The following is a 16,407-nucleotide window of genomic DNA, read 5'->3' on the forward strand; positions in this document are numbered from 1 at the left end:
AATACGTCGGCGAGTAAAGGACTCAAGGTTCTACCAGAGAAGTACCATCCCCTTCCGGGCGGTTTCGGTCTGGAAGTGGTTGAGTACGTTGGCGAGTAACGTACTACCAGAGAAGTACCATCCCCTTCCGGGTGGCTTCGGTCTGGAAGTCGTGGAATTTACCGGCGAGTAAGCGCGCCGGACTGGTTACATCGCGATCATGGCCGTCTATTGCGGCCATGGTTTTTGTCGTGGGTCTGTTGTGCTAGAATGTGCGCACTTTTGACTCCGGCCCTTTTGATTGCACAGATACAGGATTTCCAATGAAGGTTATCGAAGGAAATATCGCCGCTCCTGAGGCGCGCGTTGCTATTGTTGTTGCCCGTTTCAACAGCTTCATCAACGACAGTCTGGTGAACGGCGCGGTGGACGTACTGAAGCGTCAAGGTCAAGTGCAGGACAGCAACCTGACACTGGTAAAAGTGCCGGGCGCGGTTGAAATGCCATTGGTCATCAAGAAGCTGGCCAAGAGTGGTCAATACGACGCCATCGTGGCGGTCGGTACTGTCATCCGTGGCGGCACCTACCACTTCGACCTGGTGGCAAACGAGAACAGCAAAGGCATGGCTCAGGTAATGATGGAATATGAAATTCCCGTTGCCTTCGGGGTGCTGACCACTGAAAACATTGAACAAGCCATCGAGCGTGCAGGTACCAAGGCGGGTAACAAGGGTGCAGAGGCTGCACTGGCAGCGCTCGAAATGATCAACGTCCTGAAAGAACTGGACGTGTAACGAGGAGAAGTACATTGAAACCGTCTGAGCGCCGTAAAGCCCGCCATTGCGCCACCCAGGCCATCTACCAGTGGCAGATGACCAAGGCTAACGTGGGTGACATCGAAGAGCAGTTCAAGATCGATCAGGACACCAAGGGTGTAGACCTGAACTATTTCCGCGATCTGCTGTTCGGGGTAGCCCTCCACTGCAGCGAGCTGGACAAGGTGTTTGCACCTTACCTCTCCCGTCCGCTGGAAGAAGTGGACATGGTGGACAAGGCGATCCTGCGTCTGGCGACCTATGAGCTGACCCGTCGTGATGATGTACCGCCGCGCGTGGTCATCAACGAAGCGATCGAGCTGGCCAAAGCCTTCGCCGCCGATGACAGCCACAAGTTTGTCAACGGTGTACTGGACAAGGTGATCAAGTCGCTGAACAAGCGTTGATCCTGCTGTCCGTCAGCATCTAAGAGAGGAGCCAGCTTTTTGCTGGCTTTTTACTGTATGGGTGAATTTGAGCTGATTGATAAGTACTTCAAGGTCCCCCACGCCCGCAAGGACGTGGTGATGGGCCCTGGAGATGACTGTGCCCTGCTGACCCTGCCCCCCGATACCCAGCTGGCGGTGAGCACCGACACTCTGGTTAGCGGCGTACACTTCTTTCCCGACATGGATCCGGTGGATCTCGGCTACAAGGCGCTGGCGGTCAATCTCTCCGATCTCGCCGCCATGGGGGCCGAGCCGCGCTGGGTGTCGCTGGCGCTGACCCTGCCCGCCATCAACGAAGGTTGGGTTGCCGGGTTTGCCGAAGGGTTTCTGGAGCTGGCCGAGTACTACAATGTGGCGCTGGTGGGCGGAGACATGACCCGCGGGCCGCTCTCCATCACCATCTCGGTGAAGGGATCGGTGCCTGCCGGTCGCGCCCTGATGCGCAGCGGTGCCAAAGCCGGTGACGGCATCTATGTCACCGGCACCCTGGGGGATGCCGCGCTGGCGCTCTCCCACCTGCTGGGCAAACGCACCCTCAACGAGAACCAGCTGGCTGCGGTGCTGCCACGGCTCGACCACCCCCATCCCCGTATTCTGGCCGGTCAGGCCCTGCGCGGACTGGCGGGCAGTGCGCTGGATCTCTCCGACGGTCTGGCATCGGATCTCGGCCATATTCTCAAGGCCTCCGGTGTGCGGGCCCAGATCGATCTCGATCTGCTGCCGCTCTCGCCGGTGCTGCAGGATGCGGTGAGCGAGCAGGAGGCGTGGCAACTGGCGCTGGCCGGTGGCGATGACTATGAGCTCTGCTTTACCGTACCGGAGGAGCACCGTGGTGCGCTCGATACGGCACTGGCCCACAGCGGGGTCAAGTTCAGCCGTATCGGCCGCATCGTGGCGGGCGAGCCAGTCATCGACTACCTGCGTGGCGACCAAGCGGTCGAGTTGCAACTGAAAGGGTGGGATCACTTCGCATGAGTTTGTTCAGGATAAAGCCCGAGCTGACACGACTGGATCTGAAAAATCCGCTTCATTTTTTGGCGGTGGGGTTTGGCTCCGGTCTAAGCCCCAAGGCGCCGGGCACCATGGGCACCCTGGCGGCCATTCCGCTCTACCTGCTGGTGAGCGGGCTGCCGACCTATTGGTTCATCGCCCTGCTGGCGGTGGGGTTTGTGGTCGGTATTCGTATCTGCCAGAGCGCCACCGATGCCATCGGAATGCCGGATCACGGCGCCATCGTCTGGGACGAGGTGATCGGTTTTGGCGTCACCATGATCGCCGCGCCAGCCGGCTGGGAGTGGGTGGTGGCGGGCTTCGCGCTGTTCCGGTTGTTTGATGTGCTCAAGCCCTGGCCCATCTCCTGGTTTGATCGCCGGATCCACGGTGGCCTGGGCATCATGCTGGACGATCTGATCGCTGGCCTGTTCGCCCTGTTTTGTATGCAATTACTGGCATTCTGGCTCGGTTGAGTGCCCCTTCCGGGGAATGACCGTTCTGGCATTCCCCGATTTATATCTACTAAATTTTCATTCATCGGCATATGCTGCCGTTTATCATCCATTTTACATAAATATTCACTACTCATTCGGGACCTCTGGTTGCGTCTAAATGGTGATAAATTCTGCATGTTTTACCTTTATTGAAATTAAAGACGAGCTAATGGCGAATCAGTGGATGAGTTGGTATGTTTTGTGACATCGATCATCATTTTTCGCTATTAAAATGATGGTTATCTGCGCAAAACATGGCGGAATTGTATAACTCAATCATTTACACCCGTGGTCAAACCGTCTAAGTTACTCGCGGGTTATTCCAAAAAAATGCAAAAAACCCGCCCGGATCGCTGGTTTCGCTGCCTTATGGATTGAGCAAATATTGCCCAAGGTAACAACCGGCATCTGCGGCTGATTTACGGACGAATTATTTGGGACGGATGTCCCCCGCAGAGGTAAACATGTCCTTGCTCGAAGTAAAGAACTTGCGGATTGAGTACCCCTCCCGCTACGGGGTGTTGGCCGCGGTGAAGGATCTCTCTTTCTCTATCGAAAAGGGTGAGATTGTCGGAGTGGTCGGTGAATCCGGCGCCGGCAAGTCCACCATCGGCAACGCCGTTATCGATCTCCTGAGCCCGCCGGGCCGCATCGCCCGTGGCGATATCTATCTCAATGGCGAGCTTATCTCCGGCAAGAGCCAGAACGAGATGCGGGCCATCCGTGGCTCCCGTATCGGGTTCATCTTCCAGGACCCCATGACCTCCCTTAACCCGTTGTTCAACGTCGAGCATCAGCTGGTGGAGACCATTCTGGCCAACACCGATTTGTCACGCGAAGCCGCCTTTGCCAAGGCGCTGGATCTGATGAAGGCGGTGGGGATCCCGCAGCCTGAGCTGCGTATCAAGCAGTATCCGCACCAGTTCTCTGGTGGCATGCGTCAGCGGGTGGTTATCGCTATCGCGCTCTCCTGCGATCCGGAGCTGATCATCGCCGATGAGCCGACCACGGCGCTGGACGTTTCCATTCAGGATCAGATCCTCCAGCTTATCCGCGCCCTCTGCAAAGAGCGTCAGGTGGGCTGCATGCTGGTGACCCACGACATGGGGGTGGTCTCCAACGTCACCGACAAGGTGGCGGTGATGTATCGCGGCGATCTGGTGGAGTTCGGCCTGACCGAACAGGTGCTGGGCAGCCCCAATCACCCCTATACCCGCAGCCTCATCTCGGCGGTACCCCGATCCGATGTGAAGCTGGTGCGCTTCCCGCTGGTCTCCTATATCGAGGATGCCAGTGCGCCGGATACCAATATCGACCTCAAGACCCACTGGCTTGGTCAGAGTCAGGACGAGCGTGCCTATGAAGGGGCGCTGCTGCGGGTGGAGAACGTCGATCTCAAGTTTGTTACCAAGGACTCCCTCTTCCCGAGCCGTCGTCAGTATGTGCGCGCCTGCAACAACATCAGCTTCGAGATCTTCGAAGGGGAGACCTTCGGTCTGGTGGGGGAATCGGGATCCGGCAAATCGACCATTGCCCGCGCCATCACAGGCCTCTATCCGCCCGATAGCGGCAAGATCGTCTTCGAGGGGATCGATCTGACTGCCCTCAAGAGCGAGCGCGAGCGTCGCCCGCTGCGTCGCCAGATGCAGATGGTGTTCCAGAACCCCTACTCCTCGATGAACCCGCGGATGAAGGTGCGCGACATCATCGCCGAGCCGATCCGTTTCCACCAGTTGGCCGACAATGAACGCCAGATTGAAGGAATTGTCGGGGATCTGCTGGATCATGTCGGGCTCGGTCGTGGGGCTGGCCTCAAGTACCCCCACGAATTCTCAGGCGGCCAGCGTCAGCGCATCTCTATTGCCCGCGCCCTGGCCACTCGCCCGCGCTTCCTTATCTGCGACGAGCCGACCTCGGCGCTGGATGTGTCGGTGCAGGCCCAGATCCTCAACCTGCTCAAGGATCTGCAGCAGGAGCTCAGGCTCACCATGCTGTTCATCAGCCACGATCTGCCGGTCATCCGCCAGATGTGCGACCGCATCGGGGTGATGCAGCACGGTCATCTGGTGGAAGTGGCCGAGACCGAGAAACTCTTTACCAATGCCGAGCATGAGTACAGCCGCAAGCTGATCTCCCTCATGCCGGAGTTCAAGGGAATGTCCCGCGAGGGGCTGGAAATCGCAAGCTAGGAGAGCGCCGGTGCGCCGGTTTGCTTGTCAAAAAAAGTGTCATAAGAAAGCCAAAAGCATGGAGAACAAGATGAAGAAAGGATTGTCCAAGATTGCCCTGGCGCTGTTTGCCGCCGGTTTCGCCTTCAGTGTCTCAGCCGCTGATATCAAGGTGGGTGTTGCTTCTGACGCCACTTCGCTGGATCCGCAGGAGCAGCTCTCCGGTCAGACTCTGGAGATGTCGCACCTGGTATTCGATCCCCTGATGCGTTACACTCAGGACTTGCAGTTCGAGCCCCGTCTGGCCGAGAAGTATGAGCGTGTCGATGACAAGACCGTCCGCTTCCACCTGCGCAAAGGGGTCAAGTTCCACTCCGGTAACGACTTCACCGCTGACGACGTGGTGTGGACCGTCAACCGCCTGAAATCCTCCGTCGACTTCAAGGCGATCTTCGATCCCATCAGCGAAGTGAAGAAGGTCGATGACTACACCGTCGATCTTGTCACCGCCAAGCCGTTCCCGCTGGTGCTGCAGACCGTCACCTACATCTTCCCGATGGACTCCAAGTTCTACACCGGCAAGACCGAAGCGGGCAAAGACAAGGCCGAGATCGTCAAAAACGGCGACTCCTATGCCTCTACCCACGTCTCCGGTACTGGCCCGTTCACCGTCAAGTTCCGCGAGCAGGGTGTGAAGCTGGACTATGCCCGCAACGCCAACTACTGGGATAAAGCCTCCAAGGGTAACGTCGAGAACCTGACCGTGGTGCCGATCAAGGAAGATGCGACCCGCGTAGCCGCGCTGCTGGGTGGCGACGTGGACGTGATCTATCCGGTTGCCCCGAACGATCTGGAGCGGGTGAAAAATGGCAAGGACTCCCAACTGGTTACCCTCTCCAGTACCCGCGCCATCATCATCGAGCTGAACCAGAGCACCAACCCGGCGCTGAAAGATAAGCGCGTGCGTCAGGCCATCAACTACGCCATCAACCAGGTGGGCATCGTCGAGAAGATCAACAAGGGCTTCGGTACCCCTGCTGGCCAGCTGAGCCCGAAAGGCTATGCCGGTCACAACGAGGCGCTGGTGCCCCAGTATGATCTGGCCAAGGCCAAGGAGCTGATGAAAGAGGCCGGTTACGAGAAAGGCTTCAAGATGACCTTCATCTCCCCGGCGGCCCGCTACGTCAACGACGTCAAGATTGCCCAGGCGGTTTCCGCCATGCTGGCCAAGATCAACATCAAGGTGGATCTGAAGACCATGCCGGTGGCCCAGTACTGGCCCGAGTTTGACAAGTGCGCCGCGGACATGCAGCTGATCGGCTGGCACTCCGACACCGAAGATACCGCGAACTTCTTCGAGTTCCTGACCTTCACCAAGGATGCCAAGACCGGTATGGGTCAGTACAACTGCGCCGGTTATGCCAACGCCGAAGCTGACAAGCTGGTGATGGATGCCAACGCCGAGACCGATCCGGCCAAGCGTGCCGAGATGCTGAAAAAGGTCGAAGCCATGCTGATCGAAGATGCTGCCTACGTGCCGTTGCACTGGGAAGATCTGGCCTATGGCGCCAAGAAGAACGTCGACATCAAGCCGGTGGTCAACGTGATGAACTTCCCTTACCTGGGTGACCTGGTGGTCAGCAAGTAAGAGAAGCGCTAAGGAAGGACGGGGCGGGGCGGTCAGCTGGCCACTCCGCCCACTAACAGAAGCCTGTGCCACGACACAGGCCACGTAGAAGGACAAGCATGTTTACATTCCTGCTGAAACGGTTCTATCAGGCCGTGATAGTGATGTTCGTCATCAGCCTGGTCGCCTTCTCCATCCAGGATAACTTGGGTGACCCGTTGCGCGAGCTGGTGGGACAATCCGTCTCCGAAGCCCAGCGTCACGAGTTGCGCGAGAAGATGGGCCTTAACGATCCCTTCCTCATCAAATACAGCCGCTTTTTGAAAAATGCGGTGCATGGGGATTTGGGCACCTCCTATTTCTTCAAGCGACCGGCTCTTGAGGTGATCCTCGACAAGCTGGTGGCTACCCTTGAACTGGTGTTTGCCGCCGCGCTCATCATCGTGGTGGTCTCCATTCCACTCGGTGTCTATTCGGCGATCCGCCCGCGCAGCATTCCCACCAAGATCATCATGGCGGGGAGCAGTATCGGTATCTCGATCCCGGTGTTCCTGACAGCCATCATGCTGATGTACCTCTTCTCCATCCAGCTGGGCTGGCTGCCGGCCTATGGCCGCGGCGAGACCGCCAATGTGCTGGGCTGGGAGTCGGGCTTCTTCACCTGGGATGGTATCCTGCACCTGATCCTGCCCGCGGTGTCGCTCTCTTCCATCATGTTGCCGCTGTTTATCCGGCTGGTGCGCTCCGAAATGCTGGAGCAGCTCTCCTCCGAGTACGTCAAGTTCGCCCGCGCCAAGGGACTGGACAACAACAAGGTCTACTACCAGCACGCCCTGAAGAACACCATGCTGCCGGTCATTACCGTCGGCGGGGTGCAGATCGGCACCATGGTGGCTTACACCATCCTGACCGAGAGCGTGTTCCAGTGGCCGGGCACCGGCTTCCTGTTCCTTGAGGCGATCCACCGGGTCGATACGCCCCTCATCACCGCCTACGTCATCTTCGTGGGACTGATCTTCGTGGTGACCAATACCCTGGTCGACCTGCTCTACGGGTTGATCAACCCGACCGTTAACCTGACTGCCAAGGGGTAAGCGCATGACTAATGCTGTAACTGCAAGCCCAAGCCGTTGGGCACGATTCAAGAACTCTGACATCGTCTACTACTTCCTGCGGGACAAGGTAGCCATGTTCAGCTTTGCGGTGTTCGTGGTGTTCGTGCTGGCGGCGCTGCTGGCTCCCTGGCTGGCACCGCACAACGTCTATGACCAGACCAGTTTTGATCTGATGGATGCCGAGTTGCCCCCTTCCTGGCTCGAAGGCGGCGGGGAGCGTTTCTGGCTCGGTACCGACAATCAGGGGCGGGATATCTGGAGCACCATTCTCTATGGCGCCCGTATCTCCCTCACCATCGGCCTGTTTGCGGTGGCGCTGCAGCTGGTGCTGGGGATCGTCATCGGTCTGATTGCCGGTTACTTCGGTGGTCGCATTGACAACCTGCTGATGCGCTTTGCCGACGTGCAGCTGTCGTTCTCCACCATGATGGTGGCGATCATCATCTCCGCCATCTTTCAGGCAACATTTGGCTCCGAGTTTTACTCGAAGTTTGCCATCATGATGCTGGTGGTGATCATCGGGATCGCCGAGTGGCCGCAGTATGCCCGTACCGTGCGCGCCTCTGTGCTGGCGGAGAAGAAGAAGGAGTATGTGGAAGCGGCCAAGGTGATGGGGTTTCGCGCCCCGCGCATCATGTTCCGACACATTCTGCCCAACTGTTTGTCGCCCATTCTGGTGATCTCCACCGTGCAGGTGGCCAACGCCATCATGAGCGAGGCGGCGCTCTCCTTCCTCGGGCTGGGAATGCCGGTTGATCAGCCCTCGCTCGGTTCGCTTATCAGCGTCGGCTTCAACTACATCTTCTCCGGCTCCTGGTGGATCACCGCCTTCCCGGGTATCTGTCTGGTGGTGCTGGTGCTGGTCATCAACCTGCTGGGTGATTGGCTGCGAGATGTGTTTAATCCCAAGATCTACAAGGGTTGATCAGGATTAGATCGCTCAGAGTGGTCATGCAGGCAAGGTGAGGTAATGGGAACCTGACTGCAGGGAAAAGCTGAAGAGGGAGGCACTGCGCCTCCCTCTTCTTATTTGAAATCCGCCGGATGCGGATGTTCTATCATCGGCATGGCCGTGATCAGTGGTGATGGCCCTTACCACCACAACCGCCGCCACCGCAGCAGCCGCCGTGACCATGGTCATCACCGTGGTCGTGGCCATGATCGTGACCAGCACCGCCGCAGCAACCGCCTTGACCGTGATCGTCATCATGGTCGTGACCATGACCGCCACAGCAGCCGCCGTGATCGTGGTCATGACCGTGATCGTGACCGCAACCACCGGCACCGTGAACGTGGCCGTGAGCCAGCTCTTCGGCAGTGGCAGCGCGCACGTCCTTGATCTCGACCTTGAAGCCCAGGGTTACGCCTGCCAGCGGATGGTTGCCATCCACCTTGACGAACTCTTCGGACACTTCAACCACGGTCACCGGACGGTGGCCATCGTCGGTTTCAGCCACAAAAGTATCCCCTTCGGAGACTTCCATGCCGTCGAACAGCTCGCCCGGTACTTCTTGTACCAGTGTCTCGTCATATTCGCCGTAGGCCTGGCTTGGTGCCAGAGTCACTTCGAAGGCTTCACCTACCGCGCGACCTTCCAGCTCGGCTTCCAGGCCTGAGACCAGGTAACGGGTGCCGTGCAGATAGACCAGCGGCTCTTTGCCGACAGTGCTGTCGATGACTTCACCGTGCTCGTCGGTGACTGTGTATTCCAGCGTAACCACGCTCAGAGGAGCTACTTTCATGTCAGGATCCTGCGGATAGAAAAAAACGGGCTCAGAATACCCTAAAAAGCGGGCCGCGCATATGCCGTGCGGCGCCACGGAGTGACGAAAAAAACGGCAACCGCGTCAGCGAGGAGACCCGCATCGCACCAGCCATTGACTCATCAGGGACGAAACACCCCGATCACCTCTTCCGCCTCACGCGTCTGCTTGTCGACTTCGGCCGGCGTTTGTACCTGGGTGTCGCCACAGGCGACGCAGGTCACCTTCTCGACTCCATGCTCCAGATACAGCATCATGTTGTCCAACTTGCCGCACGCCGGGCAGACTGCACCGGCAATGAAGCGTTTTTTACGTCTGGTTTCCATATTTGTTACCTCCAGGCAGCATCATATCAGGGTTTTTACATGCATCACGCCATCGAGTACCACCATTTTTCCTGCCAGGGCCTGCACGCCGGCAACCGCAAACGGACCCCGGTCGGGCAGCTGTTGCGGATCACCCGGGGCGCCGCGCTGCTGAGACTGGGCCAACATGAGCTGTTGCTGCCAGCAGGCAGCAGCTTCTGGCTCTGCGCCGATGCCCTCGCGGCCTTCAGCCCCCTCAGCGGATGCGAGTACGATCAGCTGAGCGTCTCTTTGCGCGTGGCTCAGCCGCAGCAGGCAGGCTGGCTGCAGACCACCCCGCTGCTCAATGCCCTACTCGACTCTCTTGCCCGGTGGCAACGTCCGAAAGAGTGGCAAGGAGCATACGGTCAGCGACTGCAGGTGATCCTGGATGAGCTGCAACAGTGCGCCATCAGCCAGCAGGGTCACGATGAGCTGCAAGCCTGCTGGCAAGCGCTGGCCAATGGCCAAACGGAGTCTCTGCAACAGTGGGCACAACAAGTCGATGCGCCGGTGGAAGGGAGTGAATTGCAACAACAGTGGCAACTGCTGCAAGCGCTCAGATTGCTCAAAGGCGGCAGCAAGCCCGCACAGGTGGCCAGCAAGCTGGGTTATGCCGATGAGGCCGCGTTGCAAGCGACCTGCCAGCAATGGGGCGTTGGCGAGGATGGCGATCAATAACCGGACGCCGATGGAATACACCAACGAAATTGGCTGAATGAGTCCAGTTTTTTGCCAGATGGTCGTTAACAAGGAAGGGCCATTCCCCCCGTAATCCTTTATGCTAGAGGCCTGAAGTGACTGCCAACGTTTCGACCAACAGGACATCTGCCATGACGAGCAAAGCCAATCAATCCCAGGGCATGTTGCTGTTTCACCTTTCAGCCAAACAATCCTTTGCCATCGGTACCCTCAAGGTGAAGGAGATAGTGCCCTATACCCAGCTGACGGCAATGCCCCACTCGCACCCGACCGTGTTGGGGGCTGCCAATATGCGCGGCTCCACCATTCCGGTGATCGACATGGCGATGGCGGTGGGCTATCGCCCCATCAGCAAGGAGGAGATGCCCCACTGCTTCATCATCATTACCGACTGCCGCCGCACGTTGGTGGGTTTTCTGGTACGCGGTATCGACAAGATCACCGAGTGCAACTGGCGCGATATCGAATCGCCCCCCGCCACCCTCGGCCACAATGTGTTCGTCACCGGTGTGACCCGGGTCAATGACCAGCTGATCCAGCTGCTGGATGTGGAGCTGATCCTCTCCCGGGTCTATCCGGACGACCCGAGCCACCTCTATCCGGTGCTGACCGATGTACAGCGGGAGCGGATCAAGCCGATGCGGATCCTGCTGGTCGATGACTCCTCGGTCGCTCGCCGTCAGCTGATGGCCGCGCTGGACTACATCAATATCCCCTATGAGGTCTGCACCAATGGCAAGGATGCACTGACCCTGATGCAGACGCGGGCGAGCCAGAAGACCCCGATCGACATTCTGGTGAGCGATATCGAGATGCCGGGGCTCGATGGCTATGAGCTGGCCTTCGAAGTGCAGAGCGACAGCAAACTGGCGGGGGCCTACATCATCCTGCACACCTCGCTCTCCAGCGAGATCAGTGTGGAGCGGGCCCATCAGGTGGGGGCCCATGAAGCGCTGACCAAGTTCGAGGCCAACGAGCTGATCCAGGCCATGCTGCGCGGTGCCGAGCATCACGATCGCCTGCTGAAATAAGCAAGTGACAGACTGGCGGGAGGAGCACACCTCCCGTCCTCTTTATCTTTGACCCAGACCGACGATCCCATGCTGACCGAGAGCCACTTCCACGCCCCCTGGTGGGCACGCAATCCTCATCTGCAGACCATATTGCCCAAATGGCTGCGCCGCATGCCTGCTCGCTTTGTGGCGGAGCGGTTCGAACTGCAGGATGGGGACTTTGTTGACCTCGCCTGGAGCGGGGAGGTCAGCCTTGATGAACAGCCGCTGGTAGTGGTGTTTCACGGGCTGGAGGGGAGCATTCACTCCCACTATGCCAAGGGATTGTTCGCCCACCTGCAGCAAGAGGGCAGAGAGGCTGTGCTGATGCACTTTCGCGGTTGCAGCGGCGAGCCCAATCGCCACCTGCAGGCCTATCACTCCGGCGCCATCGGTGATGCGCAGGAGCTGATTGCCGAGCTGGGCCTGCGCTTCCCGAGCAAGCCGCTGATCGCCATCGGCTTTTCGCTCGGCGGCAATATGCTGGTCAATTTGCTGGCCCGCGCCTGCCCTGCGGCATTGAAAGCGGCGGTGGTGGTCTCGGCCCCGCTGCAACTGGCGAGCTGCGCCGAGCGGGTCAATCAGGGTTTCTCGAAGGTCTATCAGAACTATCTGCTGCGCACCATGCGCCGCAACCTGCTCAGCAAGATCAGCCACCAGCAGCAAACGAGCGAGCGCTGGCAACCCAAACAGGTGGAACAGATTGCCACCCTGCGTGATTTTGACGAGCAAGTCACCGCGCCGCTGCACGGCTTTCACAGCGCCAGCCACTACTACCAGAGCTGCTCGGGGCTACCGCTGCTGGCTCAGATCCCCATCCCTACCCTTATCCTGCACGCCGCCGACGATCCCTTTATGTCACACGCGGTCATTCCCCGGCCGGAGCAACTCTCGCCCACGGTGCGCTATGAGTTGAGCCAGCGCGGCGGCCATGTCGGCTTTCTGCACGGCACGCCCTGGCGGCCACGGTTTTGGCTGGATGAGCGGATCAGCAGCTGGATTGCCGAACAGAGTCACTCTGCAGCACAGAACTGATTGCGCCCCAGCGCCTTGGCCCGATAGAGCGCCTGATCGGCCCTGCCGATAGCTGTATGTTTCCACGTGTTCGCCAGCTCAAACCAGCGATGCAGTGTCGAGCTGTACTACGATGGCGGCGATCCGCAACCTGCATCGATCAGGCGAGGGAGCGCACAGCAGACCCTCACTGTAAGAAGAAACATGCCATCTTTCCCTGCGCCGTTTCATCTCTGAAAGCACAATGGCTGGTAGTTATGATTGACTGGCCAGACCCGGCTGTAAACTTCGTGACGAAGCGAAACAAACTAGCCCCTAATTGGTATTTTCCGCGCCTAAAAGGATAAATTCGTGCTGTATCACACAGTTGAAGCCAGCGTTTGCTGACAAGCTAGGGGCAATTCAATTCGCAAAGGATGCACGAAATGAGTGATATCGCGCTTTCCATCAGCATGTTGTCGCTGGTGGCAGTGCTGGGGCTTTGGCTGGGGAACTGGCGGGTCTATGGCGTTGGGTTAGGGATAGGGGGGGTGCTGTTTGGCGGCATCATAGTGGGTCACTTTGCAGGTGCTTCCGATCTCGCACTTGATTCACAAACTCTTCATTTTATTCAAGAATTTGGCCTAATCCTGTTTGTCTATACCATCGGCATCCAGGTCGGGCCGGGGTTCTTCTCGTCATTGCGCAGTTCGGGTCTCAAACTCAACGCCTTTGCCGCATTGCTGGTCATCCTTGGCTGCGTGGTAGCCGCTGGCTTGCATCAATTTTTCGATGTGCCGTTGCCGGTCATTCTGGGGGTCTTCTCCGGTGCAGTCACCAATACGCCATCTCTCGGAGCGGGTCAGCAGATCCTGGCCGAGCTGGGCGCCGCACCCGGTTCGACCGGCCTGATGGGGATGGGCTATGCGGTCGCTTATCCGTTCGGTATCTGCGGCATTTTGCTCACTATGTGGTTGGTCAGAGTCTTCTTTCGCATCAAGATCAATGATGAAGCCGCCCAGTTCGAGCTACAAACCGGGAAAACCAAGGAGAACTTGCAGACCATCAACATCGCGGTGCGCAATCCCAATATGCATGGCTTGATGCTGAGTGAGATCCCGAGTCTCGATGAGTCTGATGTTATCTGCTCCCGTCTCAAGCGTGGCAACGAGCTTATGGTGCCGCGGCCAGATTCCCGCATTGAGCTGGGCGACCTGCTCCACCTGGTGGGTGAGCGCCATGCGTTGCACAAGGTATTGCTGGTGTTGGGAGAGGAGGTGGACACCTCGCTCTCGACTCGCGGTACTGACCTGCGGGTCGAGCGGGTAGTGGTGACCAACGAGCAGGTTCTGGGCAAGAAGATCCGCGATCTCGACATCAAGCAGCGCTATGACGTGGTGATCTCCCGTCTCAACCGGGCTGGTATCGAGCTGGTGCCGACCAGCCAGACCAGTTTGCAGTTTGGCGACATCCTCAATCTGGTAGGGCGCCTCGATGCCATCGAGGCCGTCACCAATGTGGTTGGCAACGTGCAGCAAAAACTGCAACAGGTGCAGATGTTGCCGGTCTTTATCGGGATTGGTCTGGGAGTATTGCTCGGCTCCATCCCCTTCTATCTGCCCGGATTCCCGGCGGCGCTCAAGTTGGGTCTGGCGGGCGGTCCGCTGGTGGTGGCGCTGATCCTGTCGCGGATCGGCAGTATCGGCAAGCTTTACTGGTTCATGCCCCCCAGTGCCAACCTGGCGCTGCGGGAGATCGGTATCGTGCTGTTTCTGGCGGTGGTCGGTTTCAAATCAGGGGCCGGTTTCGTTGATACTCTAATCCACGGTGATGGCCCCTCTTGGATGCTTTACGGGGTCGCTATTACCCTTATTCCGCTGCTGGTGGTCGGGGTGCTTGCTCGGATCTATGGCAAGATGAACTACCTTACCCTGTGCGGATTGTTGGCCGGTTCAATGACTGATCCTCCCGCGTTGGCCTTTGCCAACGCCATGCATCCGACCAGCGGTGCCAGTGCCCTCTCCTATGCCACTGTCTACCCGCTGGTGATGTTCCTGCGAATCATCTCGCCGCAGCTCTTGGCCATCATTCTTTGGGCTGGCACATAGCCTGCAAATTGGCAGGAGCATGGCTTGTCATGCTTCTGTCATGCTCCAAGTATGTTATTGATAATGTTCACTTTATTAGTTCCATCCCTGTCAATATTGCCCTTCTGTCCGGCTGAACAGTACAGCCCCAAAATCGATCTATCCTTTCGAATTTTCGAGCTGGTTTTTTGTTCTTTCCCTGTGCAGAGTAGGCTGTCGCTTTTTGCATGCAGATAAGAATTCAGGAGAGAACATAATGATCAATGCCGTTACCTTGGAACAGGGCGTAACCGTAACCCAACTCAAAGGACAAATTTATCTGATTGCCGCAGATGGCAGCCGGAAGCTGTTGGCTGAAGGTGATGTACTGCCGAAAGGGGCGGTGATCATCTCGCCGGATGGCGCCAGTTTCATGGGTGGTGGACAATCGTTCAATGTGCAATCGGCCAGTGAACAGATTGCGCCTGCTGAAGAGGGCGATGCTCCTTTACTGGCGAAAAACAATGCTGCAGGCACTCCTGATGATATCAACGCCCTGCAACAGGCGATTTTGGAGGGCGTGGACCCTACCAAGAATTTTGACGCTTCTGCTGCTGGTGGCGCCCCTGCCGCTGGTGGTGGTGACGTTGGTGGTGTTGCCGGATCCAGCGGTAACGGCGGTTTTGTCTCTATCGACCGCGTAGGTGGTTCAACCATATCTCAGGCTGGGTTTGATACAAGTTACGATAACGGCATTGAGCCGACCCTGGATGCTACCGGCCTTGCAGAGCAGACTTTTATCTCCGCCAATTTGACTCTCTCTGCCCAGCCTCAAGTAAATGAAGGTGGTTTCATCACCTTTACTGCGTTTGTTGATGTGCCTGTTGTTGGTACAGATCTGGTTGTTTCGCTATCAAATGGAGCGATTATCACCATTCCGACTGGTCAGACCACTGGTTCTGTCACTGTGTCCACTCCTGCCGACAGCCCCTATGTTGACTCGTCCACGCTCACTGTGTCGATCACGGGTACTCAAGGTGGGGATTTCAACCAGATCATTGTTGGCCCTTCAACGAAGACCCAGATTAACGACACCATCGATACCACTACTGTAACTCTGAGTGGTCCTGCGCAGGTCAACGAAGGTGCTCAGATTACCTATAACGCGAGCGTCAACAATGCCCCGCAGACCGATCTGGTGCTGTCCTTGTCCAACGGTGCCAGCATCACCATCAAGGCGGGCGAGCTGAACGGCAGCGTGACGGTCGATGCCCCGGTCGACGATGTGTACCAGGATGGCAGCAGCCTGACGGTGAGCATCACCGGCAGCAGCGGTGGCAACTATGAACAGCTGGACACCAGCAGCAAGGTGACCACCGAGGTGGTCGACACTGTGGACACCACTATTGTCACCCTGAGCGGTCCGGCCAGCGTGGTGGAGGGCGAGCAGACTGCCGCCTACACCGTGACCCTGAGCGATGCGGCGCCGGCAGGCAGCATCGTGACCCTGAGCTACAGCTACACCACCGCCAGCGGTGAGGACATCACCGAGACGGTCGAAGCGACCGTGGCGGCCGATGGCAAGAGCGCGACCTTTACCATTGCCACGGTGGACGACAAGTTTGCCGAAGGTGACGAGAAGTTCAGCGTGAGCGTGAGCGGGGTGAAGGGGGCTGACGGCAAGGCGGTGTTCGAGAAGCTGGACCTCTCCAAGGCCACTGTCGAGACCACCATCACCGACAGCGCCTCCCCGATCAACCCGGAAGTGCCGGGTGTCGAGGACACCACTACGGTCACCCTGAGCGGTCCGGCCAGCGTGGTGGAGGGCGAGCAGACTGCCGCCTACA

General features: G+C 58.2%; 15 protein-coding genes. 13 read left to right on the forward strand and 2 right to left on the reverse strand.

Features of this window, described 5'->3' with window-relative positions; translation table 11 throughout:
* Positions 1 to 302: 302 nt before the first annotated feature.
* From ribH to ACRAUW_RS12140, 8 genes are all read left to right on the forward strand, one after another.
* Complete coding sequence (gene ribH, locus ACRAUW_RS12105) at positions 303 to 773, forward strand: 6,7-dimethyl-8-ribityllumazine synthase (RefSeq protein WP_005338866.1); 471 nt, start codon at positions 303 to 305, stop codon at positions 771 to 773.
* A gap of 14 nt (positions 774 to 787) precedes the next feature.
* Positions 788 to 1,201, forward strand: coding sequence for a transcription antitermination factor NusB (gene nusB, locus ACRAUW_RS12110; RefSeq protein ID WP_374873202.1), 414 nt, complete (start codon positions 788 to 790; stop codon positions 1,199 to 1,201).
* A 57-nt stretch (positions 1,202 to 1,258) separates the two neighbouring features.
* Complete coding sequence (gene thiL / locus ACRAUW_RS12115) at positions 1,259 to 2,218, forward strand: thiamine-phosphate kinase (protein WP_431362480.1); 960 nt, start codon at positions 1,259 to 1,261, stop codon at positions 2,216 to 2,218.
* Positions 2,215 to 2,709 carry a phosphatidylglycerophosphatase A family protein gene (locus ACRAUW_RS12120; RefSeq protein WP_021230380.1) on the forward strand — a complete coding sequence of 165 codons (495 nt, stop codon included), beginning with the start codon at positions 2,215 to 2,217 and terminating at the stop codon, positions 2,707 to 2,709. The genes thiL and ACRAUW_RS12120 overlap by 4 nt, the downstream gene beginning before the upstream one ends.
* Positions 2,710 to 3,194: 485 nt before the next feature.
* Positions 3,195 to 4,919, forward strand: a complete 1,725-nt coding sequence (locus ACRAUW_RS12125) for a dipeptide ABC transporter ATP-binding protein (protein ID WP_431362481.1) — start codon at positions 3,195 to 3,197, stop codon at positions 4,917 to 4,919.
* Between the two features lie 70 nt (positions 4,920 to 4,989).
* Positions 4,990 to 6,546, forward strand: a complete 1,557-nt coding sequence (locus tag ACRAUW_RS12130; protein WP_431362482.1) for an ABC transporter substrate-binding protein — start codon at positions 4,990 to 4,992, stop codon at positions 6,544 to 6,546.
* Positions 6,547 to 6,644: 98 nt separating this feature from the next.
* Positions 6,645 to 7,619 (forward strand): ABC transporter permease, encoded by a 975-nt coding sequence (locus ACRAUW_RS12135; protein WP_431362483.1) that lies wholly within the window; start codon positions 6,645 to 6,647, stop codon positions 7,617 to 7,619.
* A 4-nt stretch (positions 7,620 to 7,623) separates the two neighbouring features.
* Positions 7,624 to 8,565 (forward strand): ABC transporter permease, encoded by a 942-nt coding sequence (locus tag ACRAUW_RS12140; RefSeq protein ID WP_431362484.1) that lies wholly within the window; start codon positions 7,624 to 7,626, stop codon positions 8,563 to 8,565.
* 151 nt (positions 8,566 to 8,716) lie between these two features.
* On the opposite strand, the gene slyD is transcribed toward ACRAUW_RS12140, so the two are convergent.
* Entirely contained in the window at positions 8,717 to 9,382 is a 666-nt protein-coding gene (gene slyD / locus ACRAUW_RS12145) for a peptidylprolyl isomerase (protein WP_431362485.1), read from the reverse strand.
* A 143-nt stretch (positions 9,383 to 9,525) separates the two neighbouring features.
* Positions 9,526 to 9,729, reverse strand: a complete 204-nt coding sequence (locus ACRAUW_RS12150) for a YheV family putative zinc ribbon protein (protein ID WP_005335287.1) — start codon at positions 9,727 to 9,729, stop codon at positions 9,526 to 9,528.
* Positions 9,730 to 9,768: 39 nt separating this feature from the next.
* On the opposite strand from ACRAUW_RS12150, the gene ACRAUW_RS12155 reads away from it, so the two are divergent.
* From ACRAUW_RS12155 to ACRAUW_RS12175, 5 genes are all read left to right on the forward strand, one after another.
* The gene (locus ACRAUW_RS12155) at positions 9,769 to 10,428 is read left to right on the forward strand and encodes a hypothetical protein (protein WP_431362486.1); all 660 of its coding nucleotides are present in this window, start codon (positions 9,769 to 9,771) and stop codon (positions 10,426 to 10,428) included.
* A gap of 152 nt (positions 10,429 to 10,580) precedes the next feature.
* Positions 10,581 to 11,480, forward strand: a complete 900-nt coding sequence (locus ACRAUW_RS12160; protein WP_429105503.1) for a chemotaxis protein — start codon at positions 10,581 to 10,583, stop codon at positions 11,478 to 11,480.
* Between the two features lie 69 nt (positions 11,481 to 11,549).
* The gene (locus tag ACRAUW_RS12165) at positions 11,550 to 12,536 is read left to right on the forward strand and encodes a hydrolase (protein ID WP_431362489.1); all 987 of its coding nucleotides are present in this window, start codon (positions 11,550 to 11,552) and stop codon (positions 12,534 to 12,536) included.
* A gap of 404 nt (positions 12,537 to 12,940) precedes the next feature.
* Positions 12,941 to 14,602, forward strand: a complete 1,662-nt coding sequence (locus ACRAUW_RS12170) for a putative transporter (protein WP_431362487.1) — start codon at positions 12,941 to 12,943, stop codon at positions 14,600 to 14,602.
* A gap of 235 nt (positions 14,603 to 14,837) precedes the next feature.
* On the forward strand, positions 14,838 to 16,407 hold a 1,570-nt coding region (locus tag ACRAUW_RS12175), incomplete at its 3' end, for a retention module-containing protein (protein WP_431362488.1).

Source organism: Aeromonas sp. (assembly GCF_050633025.1).
Taxonomy (GTDB): domain Bacteria; phylum Pseudomonadota; class Gammaproteobacteria; order Enterobacterales; family Aeromonadaceae; genus Aeromonas.